33 protein-coding genes and 1 pseudogene are annotated in these 24,659 nt (G+C 60.2%); 20 read left to right on the forward strand and 14 right to left on the reverse strand.

Annotation, left to right across the window (positions count from 1 at the left end; all coding sequences use genetic code 11):
* Positions 1-45: 45 nt before the first annotated feature.
* The 3 genes from H8B02_RS48405 to H8B02_RS05310 are packed head-to-tail and all read right to left on the reverse strand — an operon-like array spanning position 46 to position 2,003.
* On the reverse strand, positions 46-264 hold the full coding sequence (locus tag H8B02_RS48405; protein ID WP_312000628.1) for an ATP dependent DNA ligase: 219 nt from the start codon (positions 262-264) through the stop codon (positions 46-48).
* The gene (locus tag H8B02_RS05305) at positions 174-974 is read right to left on the reverse strand and encodes an ATP-dependent DNA ligase (RefSeq protein WP_312000629.1); all 801 of its coding nucleotides are present in this window, start codon (positions 972-974) and stop codon (positions 174-176) included. The genes H8B02_RS48405 and H8B02_RS05305 overlap by 91 nt, the downstream gene beginning before the upstream one ends.
* Entirely contained in the window at positions 975-2,003 is a 1,029-nt protein-coding gene (locus H8B02_RS05310; RefSeq protein ID WP_229165194.1) for a PAS domain S-box protein, read from the reverse strand.
* A gap of 237 nt (positions 2,004-2,240) precedes the next feature.
* Between H8B02_RS05310 and H8B02_RS05315 the strand changes: the two genes are divergently transcribed.
* Positions 2,241-2,432 (forward strand): hypothetical protein, encoded by a 192-nt coding sequence (locus tag H8B02_RS05315; RefSeq protein WP_229165195.1) that lies wholly within the window; start codon positions 2,241-2,243, stop codon positions 2,430-2,432.
* Complete coding sequence (locus H8B02_RS05320) at positions 2,426-2,656, forward strand: hypothetical protein (protein WP_229165196.1); 231 nt, start codon at positions 2,426-2,428, stop codon at positions 2,654-2,656. The genes H8B02_RS05315 and H8B02_RS05320 overlap by 7 nt, the downstream gene beginning before the upstream one ends.
* Before the next feature lie 1,155 nt (positions 2,657-3,811).
* On the opposite strand, the gene H8B02_RS05325 is transcribed toward H8B02_RS05320, so the two are convergent.
* Positions 3,812-4,060, reverse strand: coding sequence for a hypothetical protein (locus H8B02_RS05325; protein ID WP_229165197.1), 249 nt, complete (start codon positions 4,058-4,060; stop codon positions 3,812-3,814).
* 615 nt (positions 4,061-4,675) lie between these two features.
* Here H8B02_RS05325 and H8B02_RS05330 point away from each other — a divergent pair.
* The 3 genes from H8B02_RS05330 to H8B02_RS48815 all read left to right on the forward strand — a co-directional run bounded on the left by H8B02_RS05330 (position 4,676) and on the right by H8B02_RS48815 (position 6,957).
* Complete coding sequence (locus tag H8B02_RS05330; protein WP_229165198.1) at positions 4,676-4,867, forward strand: hypothetical protein; 192 nt, start codon at positions 4,676-4,678, stop codon at positions 4,865-4,867.
* Positions 4,868-6,535: 1,668 nt separating this feature from the next.
* Positions 6,536-6,772 carry a hypothetical protein gene (locus H8B02_RS05335; protein WP_229165199.1) on the forward strand — a complete coding sequence of 79 codons (237 nt, stop codon included), beginning with the start codon at positions 6,536-6,538 and terminating at the stop codon, positions 6,770-6,772.
* Positions 6,769-6,957: an autotransporter-associated beta strand repeat-containing protein gene (locus H8B02_RS48815; RefSeq protein WP_376711595.1), complete on the forward strand. Its 189-nt coding sequence runs from the start codon at positions 6,769-6,771 to the stop codon at positions 6,955-6,957. The genes H8B02_RS05335 and H8B02_RS48815 overlap by 4 nt, the downstream gene beginning before the upstream one ends.
* A 391-nt stretch (positions 6,958-7,348) precedes the next feature.
* Here the strand turns inward: H8B02_RS48815 and H8B02_RS05340 are convergent, their stop codons facing one another.
* Both H8B02_RS05340 and H8B02_RS05345 read right to left on the reverse strand, forming a co-directional pair.
* The gene (locus tag H8B02_RS05340) at positions 7,349-7,558 is read right to left on the reverse strand and encodes a hypothetical protein (protein ID WP_229165200.1); all 210 of its coding nucleotides are present in this window, start codon (positions 7,556-7,558) and stop codon (positions 7,349-7,351) included.
* A gap of 121 nt (positions 7,559-7,679) precedes the next feature.
* Positions 7,680-7,865 carry a hypothetical protein gene (locus H8B02_RS05345; RefSeq protein ID WP_229165201.1) on the reverse strand — a complete coding sequence of 62 codons (186 nt, stop codon included), beginning with the start codon at positions 7,863-7,865 and terminating at the stop codon, positions 7,680-7,682.
* Positions 7,866-8,548: 683 nt separating this feature from the next.
* On the opposite strand from H8B02_RS05345, the gene H8B02_RS05350 reads away from it, so the two are divergent.
* Positions 8,549-8,761 carry a hypothetical protein gene (locus H8B02_RS05350; protein ID WP_229165202.1) on the forward strand — a complete coding sequence of 71 codons (213 nt, stop codon included), beginning with the start codon at positions 8,549-8,551 and terminating at the stop codon, positions 8,759-8,761.
* A gap of 205 nt (positions 8,762-8,966) precedes the next feature.
* Here H8B02_RS05350 and H8B02_RS05355 read toward each other — a convergent pair whose 3' ends face one another.
* Together H8B02_RS05355 and H8B02_RS05360 are read right to left on the reverse strand one after the other, a co-directional pair.
* Complete coding sequence (locus tag H8B02_RS05355) at positions 8,967-9,107, reverse strand: hypothetical protein (RefSeq protein WP_229165203.1); 141 nt, start codon at positions 9,105-9,107, stop codon at positions 8,967-8,969.
* Between the two features lie 842 nt (positions 9,108-9,949).
* A complete protein-coding gene (locus H8B02_RS05360) occupies positions 9,950-10,210 on the reverse strand; it encodes an SDR family oxidoreductase (RefSeq protein WP_283842144.1) in 261 nt (86 codons plus the stop codon).
* A gap of 63 nt (positions 10,211-10,273) precedes the next feature.
* On the opposite strand from H8B02_RS05360, the gene H8B02_RS05365 reads away from it, so the two are divergent.
* Positions 10,274-10,453, forward strand: a complete 180-nt coding sequence (locus H8B02_RS05365) for a hypothetical protein (RefSeq protein ID WP_229165205.1) — start codon at positions 10,274-10,276, stop codon at positions 10,451-10,453.
* Positions 10,454-10,745: 292 nt separating this feature from the next.
* Here the strand turns inward: H8B02_RS05365 and H8B02_RS05370 are convergent, their stop codons facing one another.
* The 3 genes from H8B02_RS05370 to H8B02_RS05380 all read right to left on the reverse strand — a co-directional run bounded on the left by H8B02_RS05370 (position 10,746) and on the right by H8B02_RS05380 (position 11,607).
* Positions 10,746-10,937 carry a CsbD family protein gene (locus H8B02_RS05370; RefSeq protein ID WP_038383571.1) on the reverse strand — a complete coding sequence of 64 codons (192 nt, stop codon included), beginning with the start codon at positions 10,935-10,937 and terminating at the stop codon, positions 10,746-10,748.
* A 253-nt stretch (positions 10,938-11,190) separates the two neighbouring features.
* On the reverse strand, positions 11,191-11,403 hold the full coding sequence (locus H8B02_RS05375) for a hypothetical protein (protein WP_229165206.1): 213 nt from the start codon (positions 11,401-11,403) through the stop codon (positions 11,191-11,193).
* Complete coding sequence (locus tag H8B02_RS05380) at positions 11,404-11,607, reverse strand: hypothetical protein (RefSeq protein ID WP_233287511.1); 204 nt, start codon at positions 11,605-11,607, stop codon at positions 11,404-11,406. It abuts the gene before it with no gap.
* 383 nt (positions 11,608-11,990) lie between these two features.
* On the opposite strand from H8B02_RS05380, the gene H8B02_RS05385 reads away from it, so the two are divergent.
* Genes H8B02_RS05385 through H8B02_RS05395 form a run of 3 tightly spaced genes read left to right on the forward strand, consistent with a single transcriptional unit; the run spans position 11,991 to position 13,065 of the window.
* Complete coding sequence (locus H8B02_RS05385; protein WP_229165207.1) at positions 11,991-12,341, forward strand: hypothetical protein; 351 nt, start codon at positions 11,991-11,993, stop codon at positions 12,339-12,341.
* Positions 12,338-12,595: a hypothetical protein gene (locus tag H8B02_RS05390; RefSeq protein ID WP_229165208.1), complete on the forward strand. Its 258-nt coding sequence runs from the start codon at positions 12,338-12,340 to the stop codon at positions 12,593-12,595. Before H8B02_RS05385 ends, H8B02_RS05390 begins: the two co-directional genes overlap by 4 nt.
* A gap of 17 nt (positions 12,596-12,612) precedes the next feature.
* A complete protein-coding gene (locus tag H8B02_RS05395; RefSeq protein ID WP_229165209.1) occupies positions 12,613-13,065 on the forward strand; it encodes a hypothetical protein in 453 nt (150 codons plus the stop codon).
* A gap of 262 nt (positions 13,066-13,327) precedes the next feature.
* Here H8B02_RS05395 and ku read toward each other — a convergent pair whose 3' ends face one another.
* Both ku and H8B02_RS05405 read right to left on the reverse strand, forming a co-directional pair.
* Positions 13,328-14,173, reverse strand: a complete 846-nt coding sequence (gene ku, locus H8B02_RS05400) for a non-homologous end joining protein Ku (RefSeq protein WP_229165210.1) — start codon at positions 14,171-14,173, stop codon at positions 13,328-13,330.
* A gap of 66 nt (positions 14,174-14,239) precedes the next feature.
* Complete coding sequence (locus H8B02_RS05405; RefSeq protein WP_229165211.1) at positions 14,240-14,515, reverse strand: hypothetical protein; 276 nt, start codon at positions 14,513-14,515, stop codon at positions 14,240-14,242.
* Positions 14,516-14,683: 168 nt separating this feature from the next.
* On the opposite strand from H8B02_RS05405, the gene H8B02_RS05410 reads away from it, so the two are divergent.
* Together H8B02_RS05410 and H8B02_RS05420 are read left to right on the forward strand one after the other, a co-directional pair.
* Positions 14,684-14,926 carry a DUF6894 family protein gene (locus H8B02_RS05410; protein WP_229165212.1) on the forward strand — a complete coding sequence of 81 codons (243 nt, stop codon included), beginning with the start codon at positions 14,684-14,686 and terminating at the stop codon, positions 14,924-14,926.
* A 498-nt stretch (positions 14,927-15,424) separates the two neighbouring features.
* On the forward strand, positions 15,425-15,766 hold the full coding sequence (locus tag H8B02_RS05420; RefSeq protein ID WP_229165237.1) for a hypothetical protein: 342 nt from the start codon (positions 15,425-15,427) through the stop codon (positions 15,764-15,766).
* A gap of 592 nt (positions 15,767-16,358) precedes the next feature.
* Here H8B02_RS05420 and H8B02_RS05425 read toward each other — a convergent pair.
* Positions 16,359-17,366, reverse strand: coding sequence for a sensor histidine kinase (locus H8B02_RS05425; RefSeq protein ID WP_229165214.1), 1,008 nt, complete (start codon positions 17,364-17,366; stop codon positions 16,359-16,361).
* 139 nt (positions 17,367-17,505) lie between these two features.
* On the opposite strand from H8B02_RS05425, the gene H8B02_RS05430 reads away from it, so the two are divergent.
* From H8B02_RS05430 to H8B02_RS05465, 8 genes and pseudogenes are all read left to right on the forward strand, one after another.
* On the forward strand, positions 17,506-18,489 hold the full coding sequence (locus tag H8B02_RS05430) for a DUF3618 domain-containing protein (RefSeq protein WP_229165235.1): 984 nt from the start codon (positions 17,506-17,508) through the stop codon (positions 18,487-18,489).
* Between the two features lie 10 nt (positions 18,490-18,499).
* On the forward strand, positions 18,500-19,069 hold the full coding sequence (locus tag H8B02_RS05435) for a hypothetical protein (protein WP_229165215.1): 570 nt from the start codon (positions 18,500-18,502) through the stop codon (positions 19,067-19,069).
* Positions 19,066-19,482 carry a phage holin family protein gene (locus H8B02_RS05440; protein ID WP_229165216.1) on the forward strand — a complete coding sequence of 139 codons (417 nt, stop codon included), beginning with the start codon at positions 19,066-19,068 and terminating at the stop codon, positions 19,480-19,482. Before H8B02_RS05435 ends, H8B02_RS05440 begins: the two co-directional genes overlap by 4 nt.
* Positions 19,479-20,198 carry a hypothetical protein gene (locus H8B02_RS05445; protein WP_229165217.1) on the forward strand — a complete coding sequence of 240 codons (720 nt, stop codon included), beginning with the start codon at positions 19,479-19,481 and terminating at the stop codon, positions 20,196-20,198. Before H8B02_RS05440 ends, H8B02_RS05445 begins: the two co-directional genes overlap by 4 nt.
* Before the next feature lie 36 nt (positions 20,199-20,234).
* Positions 20,235-20,390 carry a DUF2934 domain-containing protein gene (locus tag H8B02_RS05450; RefSeq protein WP_229165218.1) on the forward strand — a complete coding sequence of 52 codons (156 nt, stop codon included), beginning with the start codon at positions 20,235-20,237 and terminating at the stop codon, positions 20,388-20,390.
* Positions 20,391-20,475: 85 nt separating this feature from the next.
* Positions 20,476-21,501 carry a cysteine hydrolase family protein gene (locus H8B02_RS48410; protein WP_312000630.1) on the forward strand — a complete coding sequence of 342 codons (1,026 nt, stop codon included), beginning with the start codon at positions 20,476-20,478 and terminating at the stop codon, positions 21,499-21,501.
* Between the two features lie 274 nt (positions 21,502-21,775).
* On the forward strand, positions 21,776-23,041 hold the full coding sequence (locus tag H8B02_RS05460) for a carbohydrate porin (RefSeq protein ID WP_229165219.1): 1,266 nt from the start codon (positions 21,776-21,778) through the stop codon (positions 23,039-23,041).
* 117 nt (positions 23,042-23,158) lie between these two features.
* Positions 23,159-23,616 (forward strand): annotated as a pseudogene (locus H8B02_RS05465) (IS110 family transposase); the annotation flags it as partial.
* Positions 23,617-24,659: the final 1,043 nt, after the last annotated feature.

Genomic DNA, 24,659 nt, shown 5'->3' on the forward strand with positions numbered 1-24,659 from the left:
GTGGCCGTCGCGGCAGTAACGTCGCCATCCCAAAGCTAGTTCCTACTAGCGCTTCGACAGACCCCTAAACGAACTAGCCCGAAGAAGTCCTTCGGACGTGATGCTGCGGTACTCGACATCAGCATAGAACTTCGGCTCAACCCAGGTCGCCTTCGGCTTTCTGATCGGCCGGGTCAGCTTAGACTTCGGACTAACAACCGTGTCGAGTTGCTTGCGGATTTGGCTGGAGACGGTGCGCGACCAGCCGGTGCCAACCTTGCCCATATACACCAGTTCTCGGCCGTCTTGCTTACGAGATAGAGCGCGGGCACACCCGTTGAGTCCTTTACGAACCCAACCACTGGAAACTTTTCGCGCTGAACCGCCTTGACCTTCAGCCAACCGTCATTGCGGTCGGAGCGGTAGGGCGCGTCTGCCTTCTTCGAGACGATGCCTTCGTAGTTCAGCTTGCTCGCGTGCTCGAACAGCTCTTGCCCATCGCCTTCTAGGTGCTCGCTATACAGGACCGGAGGGTTGAGTTCGTAGGCGTCGAACAAGCCACGTAGCATCCAGTTGCGTTCGATCTGCGGCAGCTTCCGCAGGTCTTGCCCATCGAGCCATAGAAGATCGAAGGCGTAATACAGCAAGCGATCCTGACTGCCTCTTGCAAGGTCGGCTTGCAGTTCGCCGAAGTTGGTACGGCCCTCAAGAACAACGACGACTTCGCCATCGATGATAGCCTGGCCCGGGATGTCGAAAGCCCTAGCGATGACCGCGAACCGCTTGGTCCAATCGAGGCCGTTGCGGGTGTACGCCTTGGCCTTCCCTTGGTTCAGGTGAAGCTGAACCCGATAGCCATCGTATTTGATCTCGTGGTTGCCGGACTTGGGCGCTTTGCTCCGGAGCGTGGCGAGTTGCGGCTTGATGAAGCCCGGCATCTTGATGCCTTGGGGACGCTTAAGCGGCAAGGTCGGCGCCACCAGGAAATCGACCAATTAGACGGGCACAGAAATTTCGCAGACCAGTCCATCTTTGCGCCATTCAAAGTAAACCTTCCCCTTTAGCTGGGTGATCATCCCTTCAATGATACGGCTACCAACACCTTTTTGCGTGGGTGCCTGCGCGGTTGGACCACCCGTCTCTGTCCAGCAAAGACGCAATTGACGGTCAGCCGCATCCGACCATTCCAGGTGAACATGGCCGTTGGGGTGTGACAAAGCACCGTACTTCGCAGCGTTGGTCGCCAGCTCGTGCAGCGTCATGGCAATTGCCTGAGCGATGCCGGGTTCCAACACGATTTGCGGTCCGTCTATCCGCAGTCGCTTCGCAGAATACGGAGCCAGTTCCTGTTCGGCGATCGCCGATAGATCGGCACCGATCCAGCGCGTCGTGACGAAGAGTGAGCAAACCTTTGCAAGCGCGTCGATGCGCCCAACGATCGTCCGTTTGAGATCTTCCGGCGAGCTTGATTGAGAAAGATTAACCGCCGCCAGAACGCTCGCAAGCATGTTTTTGCTTCGGTGTTCGGCCTCGCGCGCCAATGTCGCGATCAGCTCGTGATTCTTCTTTTGCTCGGTGATATCTCTCGCGATCTTTGATGCACCAACGATTTTGCCATTGGCATCTTTGACAGGAGAAACGGTCAGCGAAACGACGATCAGGCTTCCATGCTTAGTCTGCCGAATGGTCTCAAAATGGTCGATGCGCTCACCTCGCCTTACGCGCGTGAGAATTTCGCGTTCTTCGCTTTGCCGGTCCTCGGGGATCACAAGTGTAATGGGTCGACCGATCGCCTCGTCGGGCGAGTAGCCGAAAATGCGTTCGGCGCCCCTGTTCCAACTCCTAATAATGCCGTCGAGATTCTTACTCACAATTGCGTCGTCGCTTGACTCGACAATGGAGGCCAGCCATCGCAGTTGTTGCTCGCTTTCGCGAAGCGCAGTTTCGACTTCTCTGTGTTTCAAAATCGCCTCCTTGCTGGGGTGCGTCCAGCAGGGCGTGCCCCTGGCGGAAAGATCATACAACAAATGCTTCTGCCCGCACGCCGAGTTCGCTGGGTCATCGCAGGCATCCCTCGTGACGGCGTCGCGTGTCGACTTTGCCCTTGAAAGGGGACATCCCGGATTTATACTGCACGCGCCCTAAGGCGGCTCCATTTTGCAGTCTTGACTCATTGTTCGTGTTTCGTTCTTATGGGGCTCGTCGCGAAATCAGAGCGAATTATGCCTACGCTCGAATTCGTCCGCTCGGAGATCGAGCGCATGCGCGTGCAGGTCGGCCGCCAGCGCAAGGAAATCCTTCAGCTCCAGAGAGCCGGTATCCCGACCAGCTCGGCCGAGGCGCTGCTGCAACGGATGCTCGACAAGATCGACATGCTTTGTGCTGACCGCGACCGCATGAAAGCTGCACTGCCGAAGCCAAAAGGCAAGGTTCTGGGAGGTCGGTCATGGTGAACGACCGTCCGCAGTGGTTCGATGATTGGGAAAATCCGCCGCCGTTTGTCAGGGCGCTAAACGAAGTTCGGCAACTCTCCACTCGTGAAGGCTGGTGCTATCACCATGTTCAGGCCGTCCAGGTTGCCATTGATCAATACGCCGAAGCCGCTCACGGCAACCGCGAATTCTTTTTGAACCGGCCTTACAGTATTGGCCCTACTGGAACGAAAGATGTCCCATAGAAAAAGTGCAAAATGCAAAATCTCAATACATGGACTACGAATTGGCTAAACGAAACTACGGACATCGGCTGTGTACGAAGGAATAGGTTCTTCCGTTATCTCGCACAGTGCGTCGTATCTTTTTATTTCCCAAGAACTCAATTTGTTCAGAGGCTCGCGTCTGCATGCCCTCACACCGCTAGAGCATTCCCGCTGTTGCGAGGACGGCAAAGGACGAAAGTGCTGGACCCGGTGGAATTGTCGGGTCATTGAATTTTTTCAAGCACTTCGCGAATATTTACGTGCGCTGTTTATTGTCGCACGGTGTCACAACCGTGCTCGCATAGTTTCAATGAATTACGAAACGTTCCGGCAACTCCGTGTCTCAAGCATGGGACAACAGAGAGAAGCAATGATGCTACGGATGGACGAATATGAATTCCTTCGTGGACTTGCACAGAGCGGTGGCGCGATAGAAGTGCCATCCACAATTGATTATCCCGGTGCGAAGCGAACCGCCCGCGAAACTGGCAACCACGAGTATGCTTCAGAGCGGCAAAGTTCGGTACGAGATCACCGCGGCGGGCGTGCGGCGGTCGCCCGTTCGGATGGCCTATTTCGCCAGTTGAAGCCCGCCGTGAACCGGCGGGCTTAGCTCGTCAGGCCCGATCGCGGGAGATCAGCGGCTGTGTACTACCGACTTTATCGGTCGCTGTATTTAGGCAGCCCTCTTCGGACTCGAGGAAGCCGTCACCAACTCCGCCGAAAGGCGAAATGCGACCCCAGCGCGGGCAGCGCCAGGGCCGCCACTTAAACTCCCAGTCGGGATGGGCGCCTGAAGGGGAGCACATGACGACTCCCGCCATTGCCACTTGTTCCCTAGGCGTTAGCAAATCAGCAACCAAGCCGGCGCACGCTTTCCTGCGGGACGGGACCGATTGGGGATTCGCGCGGTCGCGTTTCGGGGAGGAGCCAGGCGCACGGGCCCTGGTGCCGGCTCCTCTTCCTTAACCATGTGTTAACGAGGCCACAGTCAATTGACCTAAGGCCTGCTAGCCTGTGGATACTGGGGATTTCAGGGCCCAGGCTGGAAGCACAGGGCGCCGCCGGGACGCTGTATTTCAAGCCCGGCGGCGTAGTTTCCTTGGGAGGTTAATCGGGCGCAGTCGACTGGTGTCATTCGAGCGGCATAGAAAGCACCGAAGGCATATTGCTCTGCTCGCAACCTGTTCGCCCCTTGACCGGCAGAATGGGAACCGAGACAGCCGTGGCGGCTTCGGCCTGGCTCATGAACCGGGCCAGATTAGCGTCCGATGACCACTCCACGTAACGAACGGCCGCAAAAGCGACCGCTCCCACGATGAGCATACTGAGCACTGATGCGCCGGCTGTCGCCGACCAACTTTGGCTGCTAAAAAACGGCATCACGACTCTCCGACACCGAGCTGCCACCCGCATTTGCGTTTAGATCAACTCGCGATGATCGAGTGTGAACGGCCTCACATTTCACGCGCACTTGATGCTGGGGCAGACTGAGAGCCGGCAAGAACCAGCGATATTGTCGACTGTCATCGGCCTGTGGCTTGGTTCGTACAGGACCGTTATGGCTGGGAATTTCAGTGTCCCAGTTCAAGACCGGCAGCGTCTTTTCTTGAGACAGCGCTTGGCGATCAGGCGCGATCGCGAGGCTCGAGACGGTGCACGACGGACACTATCGGCCGCGTCTGGCCTGCGTGTTCGGATTCAAACAGGAAGCCCGTCACTAGCTGCTCAGCTAGACGCAGCAAGTGCGTCTGGGGATCTTCGGGAAGCTGGCAGGCAATCCGAACAGCATGGCGCCGATGCCAGGGGTGGTCTTTTTGATCGTTCATGCCATCGCTCCCTGTTGCCAGTCCTGCGTACCGGCTTGCTCGTGCAGGCCGTCATGGTCGCCGATGCCGGGCTCGGCGGGACCATGTTCCAGATCGCGGCGCCCGCCCGCGGCCCATCTCTCTTGGTTGTCGTGCTGATCGAGGCTCCCAAGGCTGGCTCGCTGTCCGCTTGGTCCTGCTCGGCATCGACGACGACAGTTTCTTCGCCAAGGCGCTCTCGGTTGCAGTGCTCTTGGTTCAGCATGCGGTCGAAGCTACGAGAGCCGTCACGGCCGCTACCAAGCTGAGCCGGCCGATGGCACAGCTCTTTCCTAAGCAGACAGCCTTTCGTCGCCCGGGCGCTGATCTCGGCCGGCTTTGATCCCAGCTCGGTGCTGATCGGCTGGAGGAGGGCAGCGCCGCCTGGGCGCTTAAAGCCACGCTCAAGGAAGCTTCCAAGCTGACGGTTGATGAGACCAAGACGTGCTTCGCTCGTTGGAAGCCCTTTTTCTCGTCGGCGGTCGGCGCTCAGAAGTGTTATTCCGGGGGGAGGCTATCCCACCACCGGAAAGCCCTAACGCCTCGCTGCGCGATCAGGATGGCTTGGCCGGACGTGTTGGATACAAGACCTTGGCCCCCGGGAACTCGGTGGCCGCCGGGCTCCTGGGGAGGGCGTCCGTTAACACTAGGCGCGAAGGTTGCCCCGACCACGATCATCCGGCTCAAAGAGGCCGCTCGTCGAGGTCGACCCACTCCAAAAAGTCGAAGCCGCCGCACCGCCAGTGCGAGGGCCAATTCGACTTCGGATAACGCTGCAGTGACTCCAATTATACCGAGGAAACGTCGGCTTCAAGTGAGACGCGCCCCAAGGGTTGTCTGAGCAACGGTTCGGCGCGCGAGCGCTGACGTCGACATCACACATGATTGGCATTGGTGTGGACGAGGGCTGTCCGCTCGGAGTTCCGGCGCCGTCAACACACCACTGGCAATCAGCGTGAGAATAGCGACGGGTCGAGATCGGCCATGATCCCGTCGCCGGCAGGCGAGTACACGCCCCGCAGATGAATGACCGCAGAGGGCCGCTCTCTCAAACAGCGGTAGCGAGCCGGACGCTACACGCCTTTGCGCGATCGGAATGCAAAGTGCAGGCTACGCTGTGCCCATTGCGACCTGCGACCACACGGTAACCCGGCATCCCGGGTGAGGGTCGAGAGGCAGAACATGTCGTCAACGGCATGACCACCCGCACCGACCTGATCTGGGAGAGCGCCCAAAAAGCTCTCAGGTAGCACCGCACAATGTGGTGGGCGATGCCAAAGGGAAACGAGTACCTAGCTCATCAACATGATGGGCCCCACTTCGTCAGTGGCCTGCCGGAAAGCAATACCGGAGGGAGAGAAAGGGCGAAGCTATGCGCAGAGTGGAAATCCAAGGCGCGTGCTTCTAGCCGACGGGTCTTCTCCGCTTTGCGAGCTCCGAGCAAGGCGATATGCCCAAAAATCGCGACCGATACCAAGGTGCAGCATGTCAATGGGGGCAGGACCATGCCCAACAACCCTAGCTAACGGTCCCCGGTACTTGAGCCCCGACAGCGCGAAGGTTGCTCCGTAAATTACAGCTCCGGCAGTAGCTCATGCGCGCTTCTCGGGGGAATTGGATGCTCATGACGTCGACGCCAGAGAACCTGGGAGGAACGCAATACGACGAGCCGCTGGAAGAGCCGACATAGCGATCTCGCCGACATCGTCGTGCTGATGAGGGGAGAGGTGCTCGATATGTCCCGAAGAGCCGGGATCGGCCACACCCGAAATATTGTGGTGCGAGTGACGACGATCCAGCGTCACACCCGTTGGCATGGTTCCAGGGCACCCGCTGAGATACTGCTTTAAGCGTTTTCATACTGAGATCGTTTTTCATGTCGCCCCGAGTGCATTGCAAAAATGGCTGGAGAGCATCAAACGGGCGGCGCGGTCGCGGGGCTGGCCAGCGCACGTGATACCACACGCGATCGCAAGCGGGTGCCGGCCGACGCGGATCGCTGCGGGCGGGGGTGGCGCTGCTGCTTGGCATGACCCTGGACCGCCCGGGCTGGGCGGATGGTTTGCTGCTCGGCAACAACTCTGCGCTCGGCACGGGCACGCTGACTGTAAATGGCAATGCGACGCTGGATGGCACCACCTCCCTGAGCCTTGCCCCATATCTTGCTGCATGCGGGCACCTCGCCGGATTTGCTCGGCGGGCAAGCCGTCACGCTTGGCGGTGTGATTTCGGGGGCCGGGTGGATTGATCAAGCATGGCGCCGCCACCTTGACCCTGAATGGCGCCAACACCTTCACCTGTGACCTCAACGCCGGCACTCTTGCCTTGGGGGCGGGTGGCAGTCTCGCGGCTAACCGGTGCGGCTGGCTATGCGGCGTCGCTGCAGCAGTCCGGCGCCAATATCTACTCACTTGTCTTCGTCTAAAACTTTGATCCAGAAGGACGCACCGTCACTCGCGAGCAGATCGCACACCACCGCAAACACAATGGAGCTTGCGCAGTCGAAGGTTTCTCCCTCGGCTGCGATCCGGCCTGAGCTGTCGTCGATGATCTTGGCCCGCCAACGCGGAAAGTACTCGTCCTCGATCTCCTCGATAACGAGCCGCCTGTCCCCGGCGATCCGAGAATGGTGCCTTTGAATCTGCAGGCATCATCCGTGTTTTCGGTGCAACGTGGAACCTCGACCACTTTCGGAACATCTAACCATGTGCCGTCGATACTCGTGATGCTTTTGGTATCCCGGTCGAAGGTCTCATCATCGTTCTTGTAACAATAAATGTACCCATCAACTTCATACGCCCATACTTCGATGGGCTTCCAGGTTTCACGTCCGTCCAACGTGATCGATTTCGTTTTGCGCACGATCATCGCTGTCGAACAGCTCGACATCGAGTTTTCGCGGATAGGTGCTAACGGTGGGCCGATTGGTCAGCATCGGGGCGAGTAGCTGATCCTTTATCCGCTCCAACGCCGATCGGCTGACCAGCTTCGGTTTCTCGCTGGAGTACTCAATTTTTGTCAGCTCGCCGGTCATCGGGGCGTCTGCGCAACGCTGTCGACGACAGAGCGCTCGACGGTGGTGTCCGGGGTGGTCCAACTACCCGTTACGAGGAGGTACGTGTCGCCTGCCATCGCGCCATGAACATGGGGGCCTCTCACTTATCCGCGGCGATCGCGTCCCGCTTAAGCGGGCTCGTTTCGGCATGGAACAGCTGCATCGTGGCGGCAAATTTTCGGGCCACCTCCGGCGGGATTTCGAGCGGCTTTCGGGCGATGGGCATGCCCTGGAGATAGGAATTCAGGGCTCGTTTGGCGAATGCAAACGAAGTGGCCTCCAGCAACTCCTGGAGGCCCGTAGGGCAGTTGCTGGTGCCGCATGGGCAGTCGCGTCAGTCGAGATTGGCCAACCTGGACGGGCTTGGAGGACCAGTAAGCTTGAACTGTGGCCAGCATTCAACACTCAGGAATAAGTGGCAATTTTGCGCGCGCGCGCTCGGCAGCCTCGCGCAGCTTACCGGACGGTACACGCCCTTCCGGTTCGGCGCCGTTCGATTCACATTAGCTAATCCTGGAACTTCCCTGCGCTCCGATGATTTCATCAGCACTGGGGCGACTGTTTCATTCCCTATCTTTTTATTGGGCCCAGTACTGCCGCTGAGTTGCCAAGCCAGCGGCTGCGATCAACCTTGACGCGGCCCCAGTGCGTCACCTCGCTGGGGCCGTTCCTTTTTTCATGACACTTCGCCAGTTTGAGTTTAACCCTGCCTCTACGAAGCGACGGCCAACGTTCTCAGTAGGACTACTGATCGATATATTCCACGTTTCACGCACATAGATTTGATGATCCCCGATTCGTTCTCATTCCACCGCGCAGATGGGTAGTGTCCGTATTTGACCTCAAATATCCTTAGCTTAAATTTGGGGTGTCCTTCATCGGATTAGGAACGCTGTGCTCGCGGCGCCGTTTGTTGCCCATGTCGCAAGTTAACGACTTGCGGAACACCGGGATTAGAGGGAAACATCCATGTCAAAGAATGCAGCCGAACACCACAAGCAGGCGGCAGAACACCATACCAACGCCGCGCGGCACCACGGCGAAGCAGCTAAGCATCATGAGAGCGGGCAGCACGAAAAAGCAGCCCACCACGCTCATACCGCAAGCGGCCACGGCCATCACGCCACGCATCACACCGAAGAGGCGAGCAAGGCTCACATGGAAGAGCATGGCAAGAAGTAGCTATCCAAGAAATAGCTACCAAGGCTTATAACATTTCCAAAGGCCGCCTCAGTTGGCGGCCTCTTTCATTGCGCGACGTTTCGCGCGCACGAGGACCTCGTGAGGATGAGCTTCATGAACGTTCTCTCCCGCGATAAGCGAGATTGAAGTCATTGCCGCGCTTTGCGAAGGCGTCGGCACCACACCGTTTCGCGCTTGACCGGCGTTAACGTGGCGCCATCGGGCGGTTGATCTTCTGGATGTAGATCCTGCCGTCCTGCACGGGCTCGAACGCACGAGCGTACTTCATGATCCTGCGCGTGGCTTTCTCGGGGTCGGAGTAGGGGCGGTCACCCTTCATCTTCATCGGTCACGCGTTCCCAGTCAGAGTAACTATAGAGCCCCGCCCAATGATGCACTGGCTTGCCGCAGCGCTCGCATTTGAAGGCGCCTGAAATGATCGTGGGGCAGGATCCCGCTCTTGAGATGCAGAATAGAGAGCGCCGCATTCGCGGCAGAAAAAATAGACTTTAATATCAATCTCCCATTAAACGACTGAAACGTTCCATAGCCACCGCGGCGGGATCGCCGATAGCGTCACCGCCTGGCGAGCGAGGCCGTTCGCCCCAATGGACGGTCCCTCCGCACGATTGACGTCGCGTTCGGACGGAGCCTTGCTGTCTCTGGACAGCGGAAAAGGATAATCACAAGCGATTGCCAGGCTCGGCGGTACCGCCGGCGATACGAGACCCTGGTCATTTGCGCCGGACCTCTGCGGGTGGGAAGTTGCTTGTTTGCCGAGCATCGCTACTTGCGTTTGCCTGTCCGAAGGGAACAACGAACCGGGTTAGGCATCGTTCCTAGCCACGGTACTCCGGACCGCTCAGGAAGCGACCGGCAGACCGCAAGCCCTGCGCGGAGAATACTGCCGTCTTGCGAACAGCAAGTGCAACGCGGGGTAGGCATTCCATTGGTGCCCTGACCCCAAAGCCCGACATCCTGGATAGCGGCGACTTGGTTCTACCCAATTGAAGCCAGCGGCCCTGCCCAGGCTGCGAAAGCAGCGGTGCGGGCGCTCCATTCGTCACAGCGCACGCGATCTTCTGAACCCTGGAGGGCCGACTTCTATTGCTGCGGCGCCTGCCCGTTCGATGCAGAGACGCCGCCGTCGACCGCCACATTGGCCCGGTAATGAGGCTGGTGTTCTCGCTAGCGAGGAAGGCGATCACAGATGCGATTTCCCAAGGGAATGCGCTCGGCAAATTTGCCGAGAAGTTCTTGGTCATCCATCATGTCCGCTGTCATTCCCGTCCGCGTTAGCGAGGGACAAACGGCATTGACGCGGACACTCTTCTTGCCGAGATCCATCGCGAGCGCCCGGGTCAGATTGACGACCGCGCCCTTCGCGGCGTTGTAGGGTCTCATGGCCCAGGCGGGAACGGACACCCTTATGTTGCTGGTGCACGGCATTGACGGTGGCGGCGGCTGATTCCGCCTCCGCAAGACTGGAGCGCGGTCGCCAGCGGCCGTCGGATGACGCAGACCAAGATCCGCGACGAATTCGGTCAGGGCCGCATGGTCGGCGCGCGCGAGGCCATTGCGCGCGGCATGGCGGACCGGATCGCAACCCTCGACCAGTTCGTCGGCTGCGTGCTGCAGCAGCGCTCGCCGCGGCCGAGTTCGCGCCGGCGATCGGCGCTGGCGTTCGATTGAACGATCAATCCTTGAGCAACAGTTTTATTCGCCTGCGCTCTTCAGGGATTGATGGAAATCGCATCCCGAATTTCCGGGCTTGCCGCTGAACCGATGCGATCGGACGTCGTAGCGCAGCAGAGGCCCGAGCCGCGCTTGCTCCCGAAGCAATCAGTGCTTTCAGACGATTTGTTTCCTCATCAGTCCAGCGCAAATGTCTCATGCCTCAACGAGGGGAGCTTCCATCAATTTCTGTCTTCCGAGCCGCAAATCCCGGTGGCAAAAAAGCCGCCCGAAGGCGGCTTGATCTTGTCTATTTTTTGAGGGCATCAGCTGCGTCGCGCGCTGCATCCTTCACGTCTCCCGCGGCCTTGTGGGCAGAACCCTTGGCCTTATCAATCTTGCCTTCGGCTTCGAGGTCCTTGTCACCGCTGATCTTACCGGCCCCTTCTTTGATGGCGCCTTTTGCCTTGTCGGCAACGCCCTTCACGTGTTCGCGATCCATGGTCTTGTTCCTTTACTGTACGGGATACGAGGCAACGAAAGGATCGAGCAGTGGTTCCTAGGGCATGCGCCAGTTTCCACGCGCTCGGGGACAGCACCGTAGTCATACCGCTGCGCAAGGACTCTAACGTTAGGATTGATCCTTTCGCCAAGGTAGCCGCCAAGCGCCTATCTAAGCAGGGCGCTGAACGTTACCAATAAAATGCCGCTGAATGCGACGTCAAGGCGGCCAAGGCCACAAGCCTAAAACGAGCCTAACCGTCCGCGCCGACGAAAATATCAAACGCCTCGTAAGCCTGCCGCGGCGTCTTTCCTTCCTTCAATGCGCTTTCGAAACTGAAGATTGCCTCCGCTAGGAAAAGTTCATCGGGGACAGGAAACATGGTGCGAAGTTCGGCGAGCCAGCTCGCATAGGAGCGCGGGTTGAACTTGCCCAACGTGTAGTTGTCGCTGAATGAGCTGCGCATTTAGGTCGGAACCTTCAGGCCGGGCGATGAAAGCCACTTGGCCATGCGCGAGCCGGTTTCCGCTAGCCGCGCCCTGCGAATAAGTTTTTCGCGCTCCACTCCCAATGTTGTGCCCATCGCTTCTTTCCGCAGGCATACAGCCTCCTGCGCAAGACGCTCGCCGAGTGGATCGAGTTGTTTGAAACGCTGCCGTTGGAGGATCATGGCGCGCTCCTTTCCAATTTCAGGAAGGCGGGAGCGCTGATCGGGCGTTCTCATCACCGATGAATACCGATAGCCGCGCGGTGATTGACCCTAACGAACACCCCTAGCGACACTTCCAAAACGAAATACTGGTCGAGGTCTCTAAATATCCCTCCAGAAACACAGCTCTACTGCTGCAACGCAAGCGAGGAAAACCGTCGCGGAAAGCGGCCGCGCTTTGGTTTAGCTGCCATCGGCGCGTTTTGCTCACTGAAAGCCGGCAGTCGGCCGATTCCCTTTTTCAGTTCCTGAGTTGCTCGACCCGCGCCGTCGCCTGGACAGCGGGAACGCGGGCTCTTTCTCCGTCCAGGCAAAACCACCGACCAACCAGGAGTCACTGATCCATGCGAGTGGACATCAAGCAGCTGCGCCAGGCCCGCGCCAACAAGGCAAAGGACGGCAAAACCGCGCTCGAGCAGCTCAACGCGCTGCAGGGCAACGCCAACCCGACCGAGGCCGAGACCGCGCAGGTCGGCGAGCTCGAGACCAAGGTCGACGCGCCCGGGGCCGAGGTGGCGGAGCTCGACAAGCAGATCTCGGCCGAGGAAAAGAAGCTGCGCCGGACGGCGCTGTTCGGCTCCTCGACCGCGCTCGGCGGTCCGGCGCTGGCGACCGTCGTCAATGATATCAATCCGGAGCGGACCGGCGGTTCCCCAGCGTTGCGGAGTTTGCGGTCTCAGTCCGCAACGCCATGACCGGCGGCCGCCTCGACCCGCGTCTCGGCGCGGCGCCGACCAATTTCCAGCAGAACCAGGGCGGCAGCGGCGTGGGCTTCCTGGTGCCGACCGAGTATCCCGAGCAGATCTGGGGGCTCGTTTTCGACGACCAGAACCTGCTCGGCTTCTGTAATCCGGAGCCGACGCAGGGGCAACTCGATCGCGATCGCAAAGGACGAGACCACGCTGTGGGGCGCCTCTGGCGTCCAGGCGCTCTGAGGGCACGCAGCTGATCGCGACGAAGGCCGCGATGACGGGCGAGATCATCCAGTTGCATGAGCTCTATGCGTTCGTGCTGGCCTCGCAGAGGTCCTCGACGATGCGTCGACGGCGTCTACTGCGAGAGCGCGACGCCGTCGGAACAGCCGGCGCGCGGTTTCAGCCTGTTCAAGCGAAAGAAGGCGCAATGAGCGGCGACGACACTGGCAGCGTAAATGCGGCCTTGCTTCAAATGGCCGCCAAGATCGGCGGCCTCCAGTCGACCGTCGCAACGCCGCTGCACACCTGGCAGCGCATGGAGGAGAAGGCCTCGGAGGGCCGGAAAGACCTGCATCAAAAGGTCGAGGCGTTGTGCGCTGAGGTCATGACGATGGGCGCGCAGATCTCGACGGCGACGAAAGAGATCGCCGACATGAAGCCGACCGTCCAGGCCGTCCGGATGGGCAAGCGCCGGCAACCGGCGTGCGCAACTTCACGAAATTGATGTGGGGCGTCGGGATGTTCTTAAGCGGCGGGGTCGTCTGCATCGTCACGAACCTCGTCGAGATCCATGTCAAGCGTTGACATGCTTCGTACCGCTGTCGTCGTCGCGCTCGCGCTGATTTGCTCGTGCTCGGCGGGCTATTGCTCGCCAGCGGCGCGAAAAGCGGCTACGTGTCCAAAGTTTGCTTTGCAGTTCGGTGCATAAGAAGGGGCGTCCTGTCCCTCCGGACGGAATGCAAGGCTGGAATAGCCGGACAGGCACCTCAGCCCGCTTTGCGCTGCGGCTTGGCCGACGTCTTCTTCGCCTTGGTTGATTTCGCCGGCGCCGCCTTGCCGCCGCTCTGGATGCTCTGCTTCAGCGCATCCATCAAGTTGAAGACGTTGCTCGGCGCGGGCTTGCGGGTCGCCGCGATCGGCTGGCCCTTCCGCTTTTGCTCGAGCAGTTCTTGCAGAGCCCGCTCATAATGGTCTTCGAATTTTGTCGGCTCAAAATGGCCGGACTTCCGCTCGACGATGTGCTTGGCCAGATCCAGCATGTCCTTCGTGATCTTCACGTCCTGGATGTCCTCGAAATACTCGGCCGAATCGCGCACCTCATAGGGATAGCGCAGCAGCATGCCCATCAGCCCGTTGTCGCGCGCCTCGAGCGAAATGACGTGCTCGCGGTTGGTCAGAACCACGCGGGCGAGGGCGACCTTATCGAGCGATCGGATGGTTTCACGGATGACGGCGTAGGCATCGTGGCCGACCTTGCCATCGGGGACAATGTAGTAGGGGCGGACCAGATAGAGATCGTCGATCTCGCTTCTGGGCACGAACTCGTCGATCTCGATGGTACGCGTCGATTCCAGCGCGATGTTCTCGAACTCGTCCTTGGTGATTTCGAGATATCGGTCGGTGTCGACCTTGTAGCCCTTGATAATATCGTCGGACTGGACCTCTTCGCCCGTATCGGCGTCGACCTTCAGATACTTGATCCGGTGACCGGTCTTCTTGTTGATTTGATTGAAGCTGATCTTGTCGGATTCAGAGGTCGCCGGGAATAGTGCGATAGGGCAAGTCACCAGGGACAACCGCAAAAAGCCCTTCCAATTGGCGCGCGGGGCCATACTCAAAACTCCACCTACACTGAATGGTATCAATATAGGACGCCGGTCAGCGAAGTGGAGTCTCGCCTAGCAATCCGGACAGGTATCACCGATCCCGCGCAGGGTTTGATCGATCGCGGCCTGGCACTTTTCCGGAGTGGCGCCCGGGAATGGCTGGTTCCACGCCGCTTCACGAGCCCGGTTCCGCGCATCGGGGTCACTGCGATCGAGGGCATGGCCGTGGTGTTCGCACTCTCTCACGGCGTGGTGCTCGATCAGCATGCCGAGTGCCCAACCTTCGAGGCTACGATAGGCGGGCCGGGTAGCCTGTAGCGGCAGGCGACGTTGTGCGTTGCTCTTCATGATGTGGCCTCGAATCAATTCGACGCCACCATTTATAGCACTTCAGTCAAGTCGCCCTTGGAACCGGATCGGTTGTACCCGCTATCCAGCCTGAGACAACCAAACTGGCCACCAGGAACGCTTTCTGGCCGGTCGCTTTGGGTTATCGGAATGAAGCGAGTGACTCTGATGCCTCGATATTATTTCGACCTAAAGGACAGCAAGGGCATTGCTCTAGATGAGGAAGGCCTAGACCTGCGGGATTTGGTAGCGGCGCAGAACGAAGCGGCGCTGTCCCTGGGCGCCATGGCCCGGGATGCTGTGGCCACCGCCAGCGGGGCCGACCAGATGGAGATTGCGGTGCGCGACGACGACGGTCCCGTTATGACCGTCCGCTTTGCCTTTGAAATTAGACGCGCAAGGCAGAGTTAATTGGACGTCGTGCGAGCTTCATCCTTTCGCTCTGTAGTGGGTCTTCTCCCTCTCTCCGAAACAATTAATGAACGACCCGGATCAGGTAGTATCCAACCCCCGCCAACCACGAGAACCGTGGGTACAGCCCACCATAAGATTGCGGGCATGTCCGCCTTCAACGAGTCTTGTTCCCGAACGGGAACGGGGCGATTGAGAGGGCCGCGACCGGTCAGTCGCACGTCCTGTCCTTAAGCGTTGGTCGGGAGGAACAGTCAGCCATGCTGAGGCATATTAGGGATGGTTCCCTGTTTGAAACCCACGGATTAGGACCCGTATTTCGAGGTGTGCTATGCAGCATCGTCGCCGGTACAAACCACAAGCTGTTTCGCTAGAAGAGCGGCTCGAAGAACGAGCGAATGAGTTTCGCGAACGTGCCAAAGCGCTTTCCCCAAGCGCTGAGCGAGAAGCCCTTCTCAAGCTAGCCCGGCAAGCCGAAACCGGCGCGCGCATGAGTGAATGGCTCCGCTCACCGCGACTGCAGCCATCCGAGCGAACACCGTGAAAGCGACCGACCTTAACTACGAGCGCGTGATGGAGCTGGTAGCGGCGTTGCGTGAACGCACGCCAGCGGAAGTGACGATTGCATCGCTCGCGCTCGGCGCCAGCTTCACCCCAGAGATGTGGCTTGCGCGGGAGCCGCTTCGCAAAGCGCGCAGCAGCCATGACGAGAAGGTGGCTCATGACGCCGTCGCGCCGCCCCCCGGAGGAACGAAGGGCAATACGAAGAGTCTAAGTGCCAGCTCCCGTTGTTTCTGCCAAGAAGCTATTGGGAGTAGCGATCCCCGGCGCTTGCGTTAGGCGCCGGGGTCGCTGGTTTAGCGTAGTCTTTATGCGAATAGGTGTTTGCCGGGCTGGAGCATCCGAACGTAGGTCCCGCTCTCGTGGTAATCGAGCCAGCCCTTAGCGATCGCATATTGCAGCCCGGCCCAATATCCGGCCGGCGTCGCCGGGAGGCGCTTTGGCACCTTCCAGCTCGGGAGCGCCGCCGGTCGCATCCGCAGGGACGGGCAATGGTGGGTTGCTTTCGGTCGCCAACCTGATCCGGCCCGCCGTCGTGGATCAGTCCGAAATCGCTTTCGATCTTGTCGCCGGCTATGACGGTGGGACGGAGGAAGAAGTCCATCAGTTCTACGGCCTGCGAAATGGCACCACGTCCCCGTCAGCCGCGCGGATCACGACCCGTGCGATCTCAAGGGGTCGAATCCGAGCTTGACGGGCACATCGGCGACGCCCTGCCGATCCCATCTCACCTCTCGTGGAGGCACCTCTCTAATTTCCTTGGGCAATCCACTTTTTGATGATCGTCAGACGGGGTAACGACCGCAGCCTCAGTGCGCCCGAGATTGCTGCCTCAGCCCCGAAGTCCCCAACTTCGGGTACGCGTTCGTGATCAGCTTTCGACGACGACCACAACTTGCACCTCGCACCCTTGCGCCATCGGCGCCCTGGTCATGCCTCCCTTCATCTGGGCCGTCATCAAGTTGATCAAGCGGGTCCCCAGACCGCTCTTCGCCTCGGCGGGGCACCCGATTCCGTCGTCCCTCACCGTGATTACGACCTTTTCGTTTCTCGTCCGAACGTCAACTTCCACGACGCCCGGACGCCCCTCCGGAAACGCGTACTTGAACGCGTTCGTCACCAGCTCGTTGACGATCAAGCCGACGGACGCGGCCTGCGAGCTCTTGACGGCGATCTCGTCGCAGGACACCCGTATCGCGATCGGGCGCACTCCCCGGTGTAGATCAGAGAGGCTCCCGCACAACGCCTCAAGATAGGCCGGCAGGTCGACCGAGCTGTTGACCGGCGTGTCGCGCAGGCGATCATGGACCTTCGCGACGACCTCAATCCGAGCCAGCGCGGACGTGATCGCCGCCTGCACGTCGGCATTAGGGTCCGACCGCGCCTGCAGACGGAGGATCGACATGATCGTCGCGAGGTCGTTCCTCGTCCGGTGCGCTAACTCCATCATGAGAACGTCTGCGTAGGCCTTCGCCTCCGAGTGCTTCTGCAGTGCCGTGCGCAAGGCTTCCGTTATCGCTGCAATACATAGCCCGTTCGCCAGGAAGATCAGGAGCGGCAGGATCGCGGCGCTCGGCGGCGGGGGGATAAAGTATCGCGCCGCCAGCGCCGCGCTCGCGCCGGTGGCCAGAAAGCCTGAACCGCGATCGAAGATGACCGAGGCTAGGAAAATGGCGGGAATGAACAGCACCAGCGGATAGGGTTTCAACTGATCGTCCAGCAGGAGCTTGGCGACAAACGCCAGCCCGACAAGCCCGAGGCTCAAAAGGTACCGCACCCACACAGGATATCTGGGCGTGACGGACATGAAGCGAAGCAGGAGCCGGTCCATGGAAAACAACGAACCGGCTTGTCGGCGCGTTCCTGTCGCTTGTTTCAAGCGCGCGCTTCGGCCAGAGCGCGCACTGCTGAGCCTAGACCAAAGTTGGGACGCTCTTTGCGGGGCCTGACGAGGAACGATTCAACAAAGCGTGAGTTCGTCCCGAAAGAACCGAACAAAAATCCAAGAGGGTAATGCCATGACGCGATCAGTGGAGGAGCTGAGGCGGAAGTCCGAGCGCAGCCGTGCCGAACTCGCCGTGACGGTCGATAGGTTGAGGGAGCGGATATCGGATACCGCTGACGATCTCCGCCACAAGGTCTCGCCGCAACACATCAAGTCGGAAGTCTCCGATTACATCAGCAACAAGACCCAGAGTTGGGTCGAGGCGCTGAAGCAACAAGCGATGGACAATCCGATGCAGGCGGTCGCTGCGGGGACTGCGGTCGCAATCCCGCTGCTGCGCCTAGCGCGGGGTTTTCCACTGCCACTTCTGATGATCGGGGCTGGACTTGCCCTGACCTCGAAGACGGTGCGCGACGGGGCCGCGGAAGCGGCCGCACCGGTGATGGAGAAGGCGGGAGAGATGCTGGATCAGGCCGGCGACCGAGTGGACGCGCTAAGCAGCGACGTGAGAGACCGGCTGACTTCGGCTCAAAACCAGGCCAGCGATATGGTCAGCGACGCGCAAGATGCCGTTGCCGGCTTGGCCGACGATCTTGGTGGGCGGGCGGCGCAGGCCGCCGGCACCGTCGGCGATACGTTCAAGAGCGGCATGGATGCCGCTAAGGAAAGAGCGGGCGCAGCCAAGGACGCGGCGGCCACGGCGCCTGCAAGGGCCCGTCAGGTCATCGGCGACAATGCCGCCTTGATCGGCGGTCTTGGAATCGCGATCGGCGCCATCCTTGCCGCGGCTCTTCCCGAAACCAGCGCCGAAGTCAAGGCGATTGGCCCGGCGAGCAACAGCGTGAAACGGGCGGCGGGCGAGGCTGCACAATCCGGTTTCGAGGCGGCCAAGGACGCGACGATGTCAGCGGCCGATGCGGCGGCGAGAAGCGTCGGCGAGGCCGATCTCGGCGGGCACGCCAGCCGCTTGACGGAAAACGTGGCCGACAGGCTCAAAGAGGCTGCCGACGACGTCGTCAGGACGGCCTTCAGTCCTTCCCCAAACCCAAACACATGAAGGAACGATCATGAGCGATGTGGACCTGACTAAAGAGACGAATTTCCCGCAGAACCCGAATAGCGGCCCTTCGCAGACCCTGAAGGAGCAGATGGCCGATGCTGGCGCCGAGGTGAAGCAGCGCGCCGGCGATGCCCTCCGAGCGTCGACCGATGTCGCCCGCGACAAGTTCAGGGAGGCGGCTGACGCTGCCAAAGACGTGGCTTCCGGAACGGTGGACCAGATCGAGGACCAGGCGCGCGACAAGCAGCGGTCGGGCGCGGACTTCATGGCGCGCCTTGCCGGTAACATTCGCGAAGCGGCGCGCGCTTTCGAGAGCGACGCCCCGTTCGCTGCCCGTGGCATGACTTCCGCTGCCGAATATGTCGATGACGCGGCCGACAAAGTCCGCGAAGGAAGCCTCCGCGACCTCGTCGACGGCGCCACCGATTTTGCGAAGCGGCAGCCGGCCGCGTTTCTGGGGATCTCGGTCCTTGCCGGCTTCGCGGCGGTCCGTTTCCTGAGGGCGTCGGGCGACCGGTATTCATCTTCCAAACAGCGCGAACCATCGTCATCCTCGCAGCGAAGCAACGTGTCATGAGCATCCAAAACGATTTCAGAACGAGTCAGAACGATCTTCGAACCATCTCGACGCTGCTCGGCGATGCGCTGTCGCAGTTCGCCAAGCTGTTCCAGAACGAAGTGGATCTTGCCAAGGCCGAGTTCGGCGAAAAGGTTCAGAAGGTCGGCGGCGCGCTGCTCTTCATTGGCGGCGCCGCCGTCCTGGTGATCCCAGCCCTTGTGATGGCGCTGTTCGCCTTATCGGCGGCGATGATCGCCGCGGGGTGGTCACAGCCGCTCTCCTATTTGACCTCGGCAATCGTGGCCGTGGTGATCGCGAGCGTACTGTTCGCGATCGGCATCAACCGGCTAGATGCTCGCAATCTGGTGCCGCAGGAGACAATCCGGCAGCTCGAAAAGGACAAAGACACAGTGAAGGGGATAGTGCGATGAGCAGCACGCAGGCAGGTTTTTTCGACAGTTTGATGACGGCGGTGCGGGAAAATCCGCTCGCCGCAGCACTTATCGGGGGCGGCGCGTTCTGGTTGTTGGCAGGCGACGAGAAGCTGAAGAGCGCGGCGCGATCGGCGACAGCGGCGGCTTCGCCGATCGTTGATCTCGGCGCGCGCAATGTTCGCGCTGCCGCGTCGGAGCTCCAAAGGACCGCTGCGCCGCCGACCGCGCCTGAAACGAATCACGACGACGCCACTGGCTTCGGTGAAGCCGTGCGCGAGGCCAGTGGCGCGGCTTCAGATGCCATGTCGGGAGCGGCCGACGAGATCAAGGACCGGTTCGCCGAAGGCGTCGCCTATGCGCGTGAGAATCTCGGCATGCCCGCAAAAGAGGCTCTCACGAAAGCGCAATCATCATTGGCCGACATGCTTGACCGGCAGCCGCTCGTCCTCGGCGCCGTGGGCTTGACAATCGGTGCGGCAATTGCAGGTGCGTTCCGAACTTCCGATCTCGAGAACGAATGGGTGGGCGAGCTCAGCGACGATGTCAAAGCCGACTTGAACGCGCGCGCCGGCGTGATATCGCAAGTTCTGCGCGAAGCCTCCGATACGCTGAGCGCCGAAGTCGGCGACGTCGGCGCCGAAGCCATCGATCGGGTGAAGCAGGCTGGCATCGATGCTGCGGATGCGGCACGGGAAAAGGTGAAGTCGTCATAAGCCTGGACCGAACCGGAGAAACTGCAAATGTGGTGAATGGTCGCGAAAGAGGGGGCCGGCCAGTTGCTGTGGCAAGCTGCGGGTGAACTTGAAGGGCAGCAGGATCGGTTTCGGTTTCAAGCTGAGCGTGAACTCACGCAGCCAGATCCCGCCGTGAATCCCGAAGATAAAACTGGCACCTTCACCGCGTAGGGGTGCCTGGCCTGGGCAATGCCCGCCGCAGCCGCCACATACACATAGCGACGGCGAACCAGCTCAGCGAGGGGGCGACTAGGCAGTGCGCTGGATTATGGCCGGGTGCCTGCCACCAGATTACCAGCACAAATCCGGCCATGCCGATGCTGACCCGGCCAACTCCGGCGGCATCAAGTGCGGCGGCACCTTTCCCACGCTGCTCACCCGCAGGTTTTTTTTGCTGCTTGCGCTCACGTTCATGCTTATCAATCAGGGCTGGCATTCTGCGCTTGATGCGTTTCCCTCGGGCCATGCCGTGCATGTTGGAGCCCTCGCTTCTGCCGCCACCGAACTACCCCAGGCCAAGAGAAACCTCGTCTGGGCCATCGGCGCCATCCTCGTCTCGACGCGCATCCTTGCTGGCGCGCTGGGCGAGCAATGTGATTGCAGGTCTGGCGATTGGTGCTGTCCTAGAACGCCTGACGCGGCGGCTGACCGGCTTTGGCAGGTCAAGCTGGTCATGGGCCAATTGCTCTCACCGCCTGGCCCGCATGCCGTTCATCTCTGCATCGATATGCAGGGATTGTTCGCGCCAGGAGCCCCATGGGCAACGCCCTGGATGGAACGCGCGCTGCCGCAGATGCTCAGCCTGCTCACACACGCTCCGCAACGTGCCGTCTTCACGCGCTTCATTCCGGTCCGAAACAAAGCCGACGCGCGTGGCGCCTGGCGGGCCTATTATGAGAAATGGGAATGCGTCACGGGCGAGAAGCTGGATCCTACGCTGCTCGATTTGGTGCCGGCTCTGACCCGCTTTGTGCCGCCGGCGGCGGTGATCGTCCGCCAGGCCTATTGCGCTTTTGCCAACGGCAAGCCGCAAACTTTGTTGGATGGCCATCAGGTCGACACGGTGATCGTCTCCGGCGGGGAGCCTGATGTCTGTGTGCTCGCCACGGTGCTGGCCGGGGTCGATATTGGCTACCGCGTGATCCTGTTCAAAGGCGCGCTGTGCAGCTCATCCGATGAAAGCCACGATGCGCTGCTCGATCTCTATAGCAAGCGCTTCAACCTGCGAATCGAGGTCGCCTCAGTGACGCGAATCCTCGCGAATTGGTCGGTCGACGATTGAGCGCACGTGTCACGGGAACTGTCTTTTCGTCTTTAACATAGGTTAGATTCCGGGCGCACGGACACCCCACAACGGGCTTGAATTCAAGGCGATCACATGGCCCGATACGCTTGCATCTCGCCAGTCAGGATCGAAGCCGTGAGCCGTACCAACAGACGCCCTTGGGCAACTGCTTCTCGCTGCTGCGCTGTTTGAGGCAGGGACAGCGGCTGCCCAGGAGAACAAGAAGACTGACGACGATAAACCGGCCGATCCCGACACCGGCGAAAGTACCGTGGAGGAAAAGACGCTTGGTCTTCTCCCCAATCCCTTGCAAAAATATGGCATCAAGTTCGCAGCCACCTATATCGGCGAAGTGTTGGGCAACCCCTCCGGTGGACTGAAACAGGGCTCTGTCTACGAAGGACGCCTTAACCTCGCTGTTGACCTTGATCTGCAAAAGCTCGCCGGTCTCGACCAACTGACATTCCACGCCAACATGTTCCAGATCCATGGCGGCGGCCTCTCGCGCGGCAGTCTACAGAATTACTTCGTGGTCAGCGGCATCGAGGCGTTGCCATCCACGCGTCTCTATGAGGCCTATTTCGAAAAGCAGTGGGACAACAAGAAAGTCTCACTCAAGATGGGGCAACTCGCGGCCGACAACGAGTTCTTCAACACCAAATACACCGACGTCTTGACGAACGCCTCGATGGGCTGGCCGGCGATCACCTCGCTTGATCTGCCGAGCGGCGGCCCATCGCCTCCCTTGGCCGCGATGGGAGCCCGGCTCCTCGTTAATGTCGCCAACAAGTTGTCCGTGCTTGGCGGCATCTTCGATGGCGACCAGGCCGGGCCCGGCCCTGGTGATCCGCAGGAGCGCAACCGCTATGGCGTCAACTTCCGCGTCAACGATCCGCCGCTCCTGCTCGGTCAGATCCAATATGCCTGGAACAACACGAAGGGTGATCCAAATCCCGCCGGCCAGATCAAGTTCGGCGGCTGGCGACATTTTGGGTCTTTCGTCGATCAGAGATTGGCGTCCAATGGCGTCTCGCTGGCTTCACCCGCCAGCAGCGGCGAACCTTTGCTCCTGTCCGGTGATATCGGCGGCTGGATGGTGTTCGAGCAGAAGCTCTATCGTGTACCGAACAGCGACGACCGCGGGATCGGCATTTTTGCGCGCGTCTCGGACGCGCCGGCCGACCGCAATCTGATCGACCGTTACGCCGACGCCGGCATCGAATTCATTGGTCTCAACGATAGCCGTCCCGACGACAAGTTCGGAATCGCGGCGGGCTACGCGCATGTGTCGAAACGCGCGCAGGTGCTCGATGCCGACTATCGTACTTTTGTCGATCCCGCGTGGCCGATGCGCAGTTTCGAGGGGCTTCTGACAGCCGCTTATCAATACCAGATCAGGGACGGGTGGACGCTGCAGCCCAACCTGCAATACATCATCCACCCGGGGGGAGGTGCCACCAGCCCTTCCAGTGCAATGCCCGGCAAGGTTCTTCATAACGCGACCGTGCTCGGCCTGCGCAGCACACTAAAGTTCTAGATGCGGTAATGGGCCCTGCTCCGAGCAAGGGGTCATGATGGTGGCTGTCCCCCGATAGATGATCAAACGGGGTCACGACTTGAGTCGGCCCCAAGCATCTGGAGACGGAGGACAGCCGTGGAGAACTATGCCGGAATCGACGTGTCATTGGAACTGTCGAGCGCGTGCGTTGTGGATGCTCAGGGTAAAATCCTGAAGGAGGCAAAGGTCGCGATTGAACCCGACGCCTTAGTTAACTTTTTTGATGCGCTTGGCTTTGCGGTGAAGCGGATCGGGCTGGAGGCCGGGCCCCTGTCGCAGTGGTTGCATGCGGGACTGAAAGGAGCAGGATTTGAAACGGTTCTGTTGGAAACGCGGCACGTAAAGGCCGCATTGTCGGCGATGACGATCAAGACGGATCGCATTGGATGCGCGCGGGGATCGCCCAGTTGATCCGGATGGGATGGTTTCGGCCGGTGCACGCAAAGTCGGTCGATGCGCAGGAGATCCGTGCCCTCCTGATCGCACGCAAACAGCTTCTCGGGCGACTTATCGATGTGGAATTAAGTATCCGTGGGATTTTGCGCGGCTGCGGCAATTGGCGTATTCGTTGTTCAAGCTTTACAATATCGGAATACGCGCCAACGTGGAAACGTGAGGCAGGTCCCTCGCGGGAACGCTGGCTGTCACGATACGTTGACCAGCATGGATTTCGATACACGAGGCAGAAGGCTCCCCACCAAGGAGGAGCGCGAGGCGCGGAAAGAACGGGACGGCGCGGACACTCCGAACTGGCGACCGCGGGCTCATTCGGCGTGCGTTGCGCGCTGCGTGTCCCCCGAGAAGCCGCTGAACGGAAATAGGACTGACCGCCGTTTGAGGGCGGATGTACCCCTGGCGAAAGTGGACCTCGCCTCGGAAGTCCTTCGCATTAGACGGCTGAGTCCGATTGGATCGCGCAGATAGGAACGACCAGGCGCGGCATTACTTTGGTCTATGTGCGCGCTTCCCCCGGGCGCCCACGCAACCGTCGGAACGCGGCCCCAGCTCCCATGCTGGGGCCGTTTTCTTGATTGATCGCCCTTAGGAAGGGCAATCGCTCAGCAATCTGCGTGGCCGTCATAGAAATATGTAAATGCGCGAGGTGCGCGTTCAGAAGTTGCGCGAACAGTTTCTTCTCATTGTGGTAGCGCGTGCCTTTGTGGTCGTTCGTTATGATGAGTTTCATCGACCGCTGATCTGACCCGTCACGATCCCATCGCAGTCCCGATCCTGCCCCCTAGGGACGAACAGGTTGCGGGCAGGGCAAAAAAAGTCGTTGCCGGGCGTTTTCCCTGCCTTGGAATGACACCGATCAAAATGGACGCAGAAGGACCCGCCGGGCTTGAAAAACAGCGTCCCGACGGGGCCTGGTTTCATCGGGAACAAGTGGCAAGGCAGGGAGTCAACACATGCTCCCCTTCAGGCGCCCATCCCGACTGGAAGTTTAGAGTGGCGGCCTTGGCGCCCCCCGCGCCTGGGTCGCTTATAGTAACATTCGGCGACCGGGTCTTGAGCCGCTGGAAAAGCGCGGCTCGTGAAAGACCTGACGGATGCCCGCCGCTCCGTCAAGGAGGCCAAAGCGTTGGCGGCCATGATG

This window comes from Bradyrhizobium altum, from assembly GCF_020889705.1.
Classification (GTDB): domain Bacteria; phylum Pseudomonadota; class Alphaproteobacteria; order Rhizobiales; family Xanthobacteraceae; genus Bradyrhizobium; species Bradyrhizobium altum.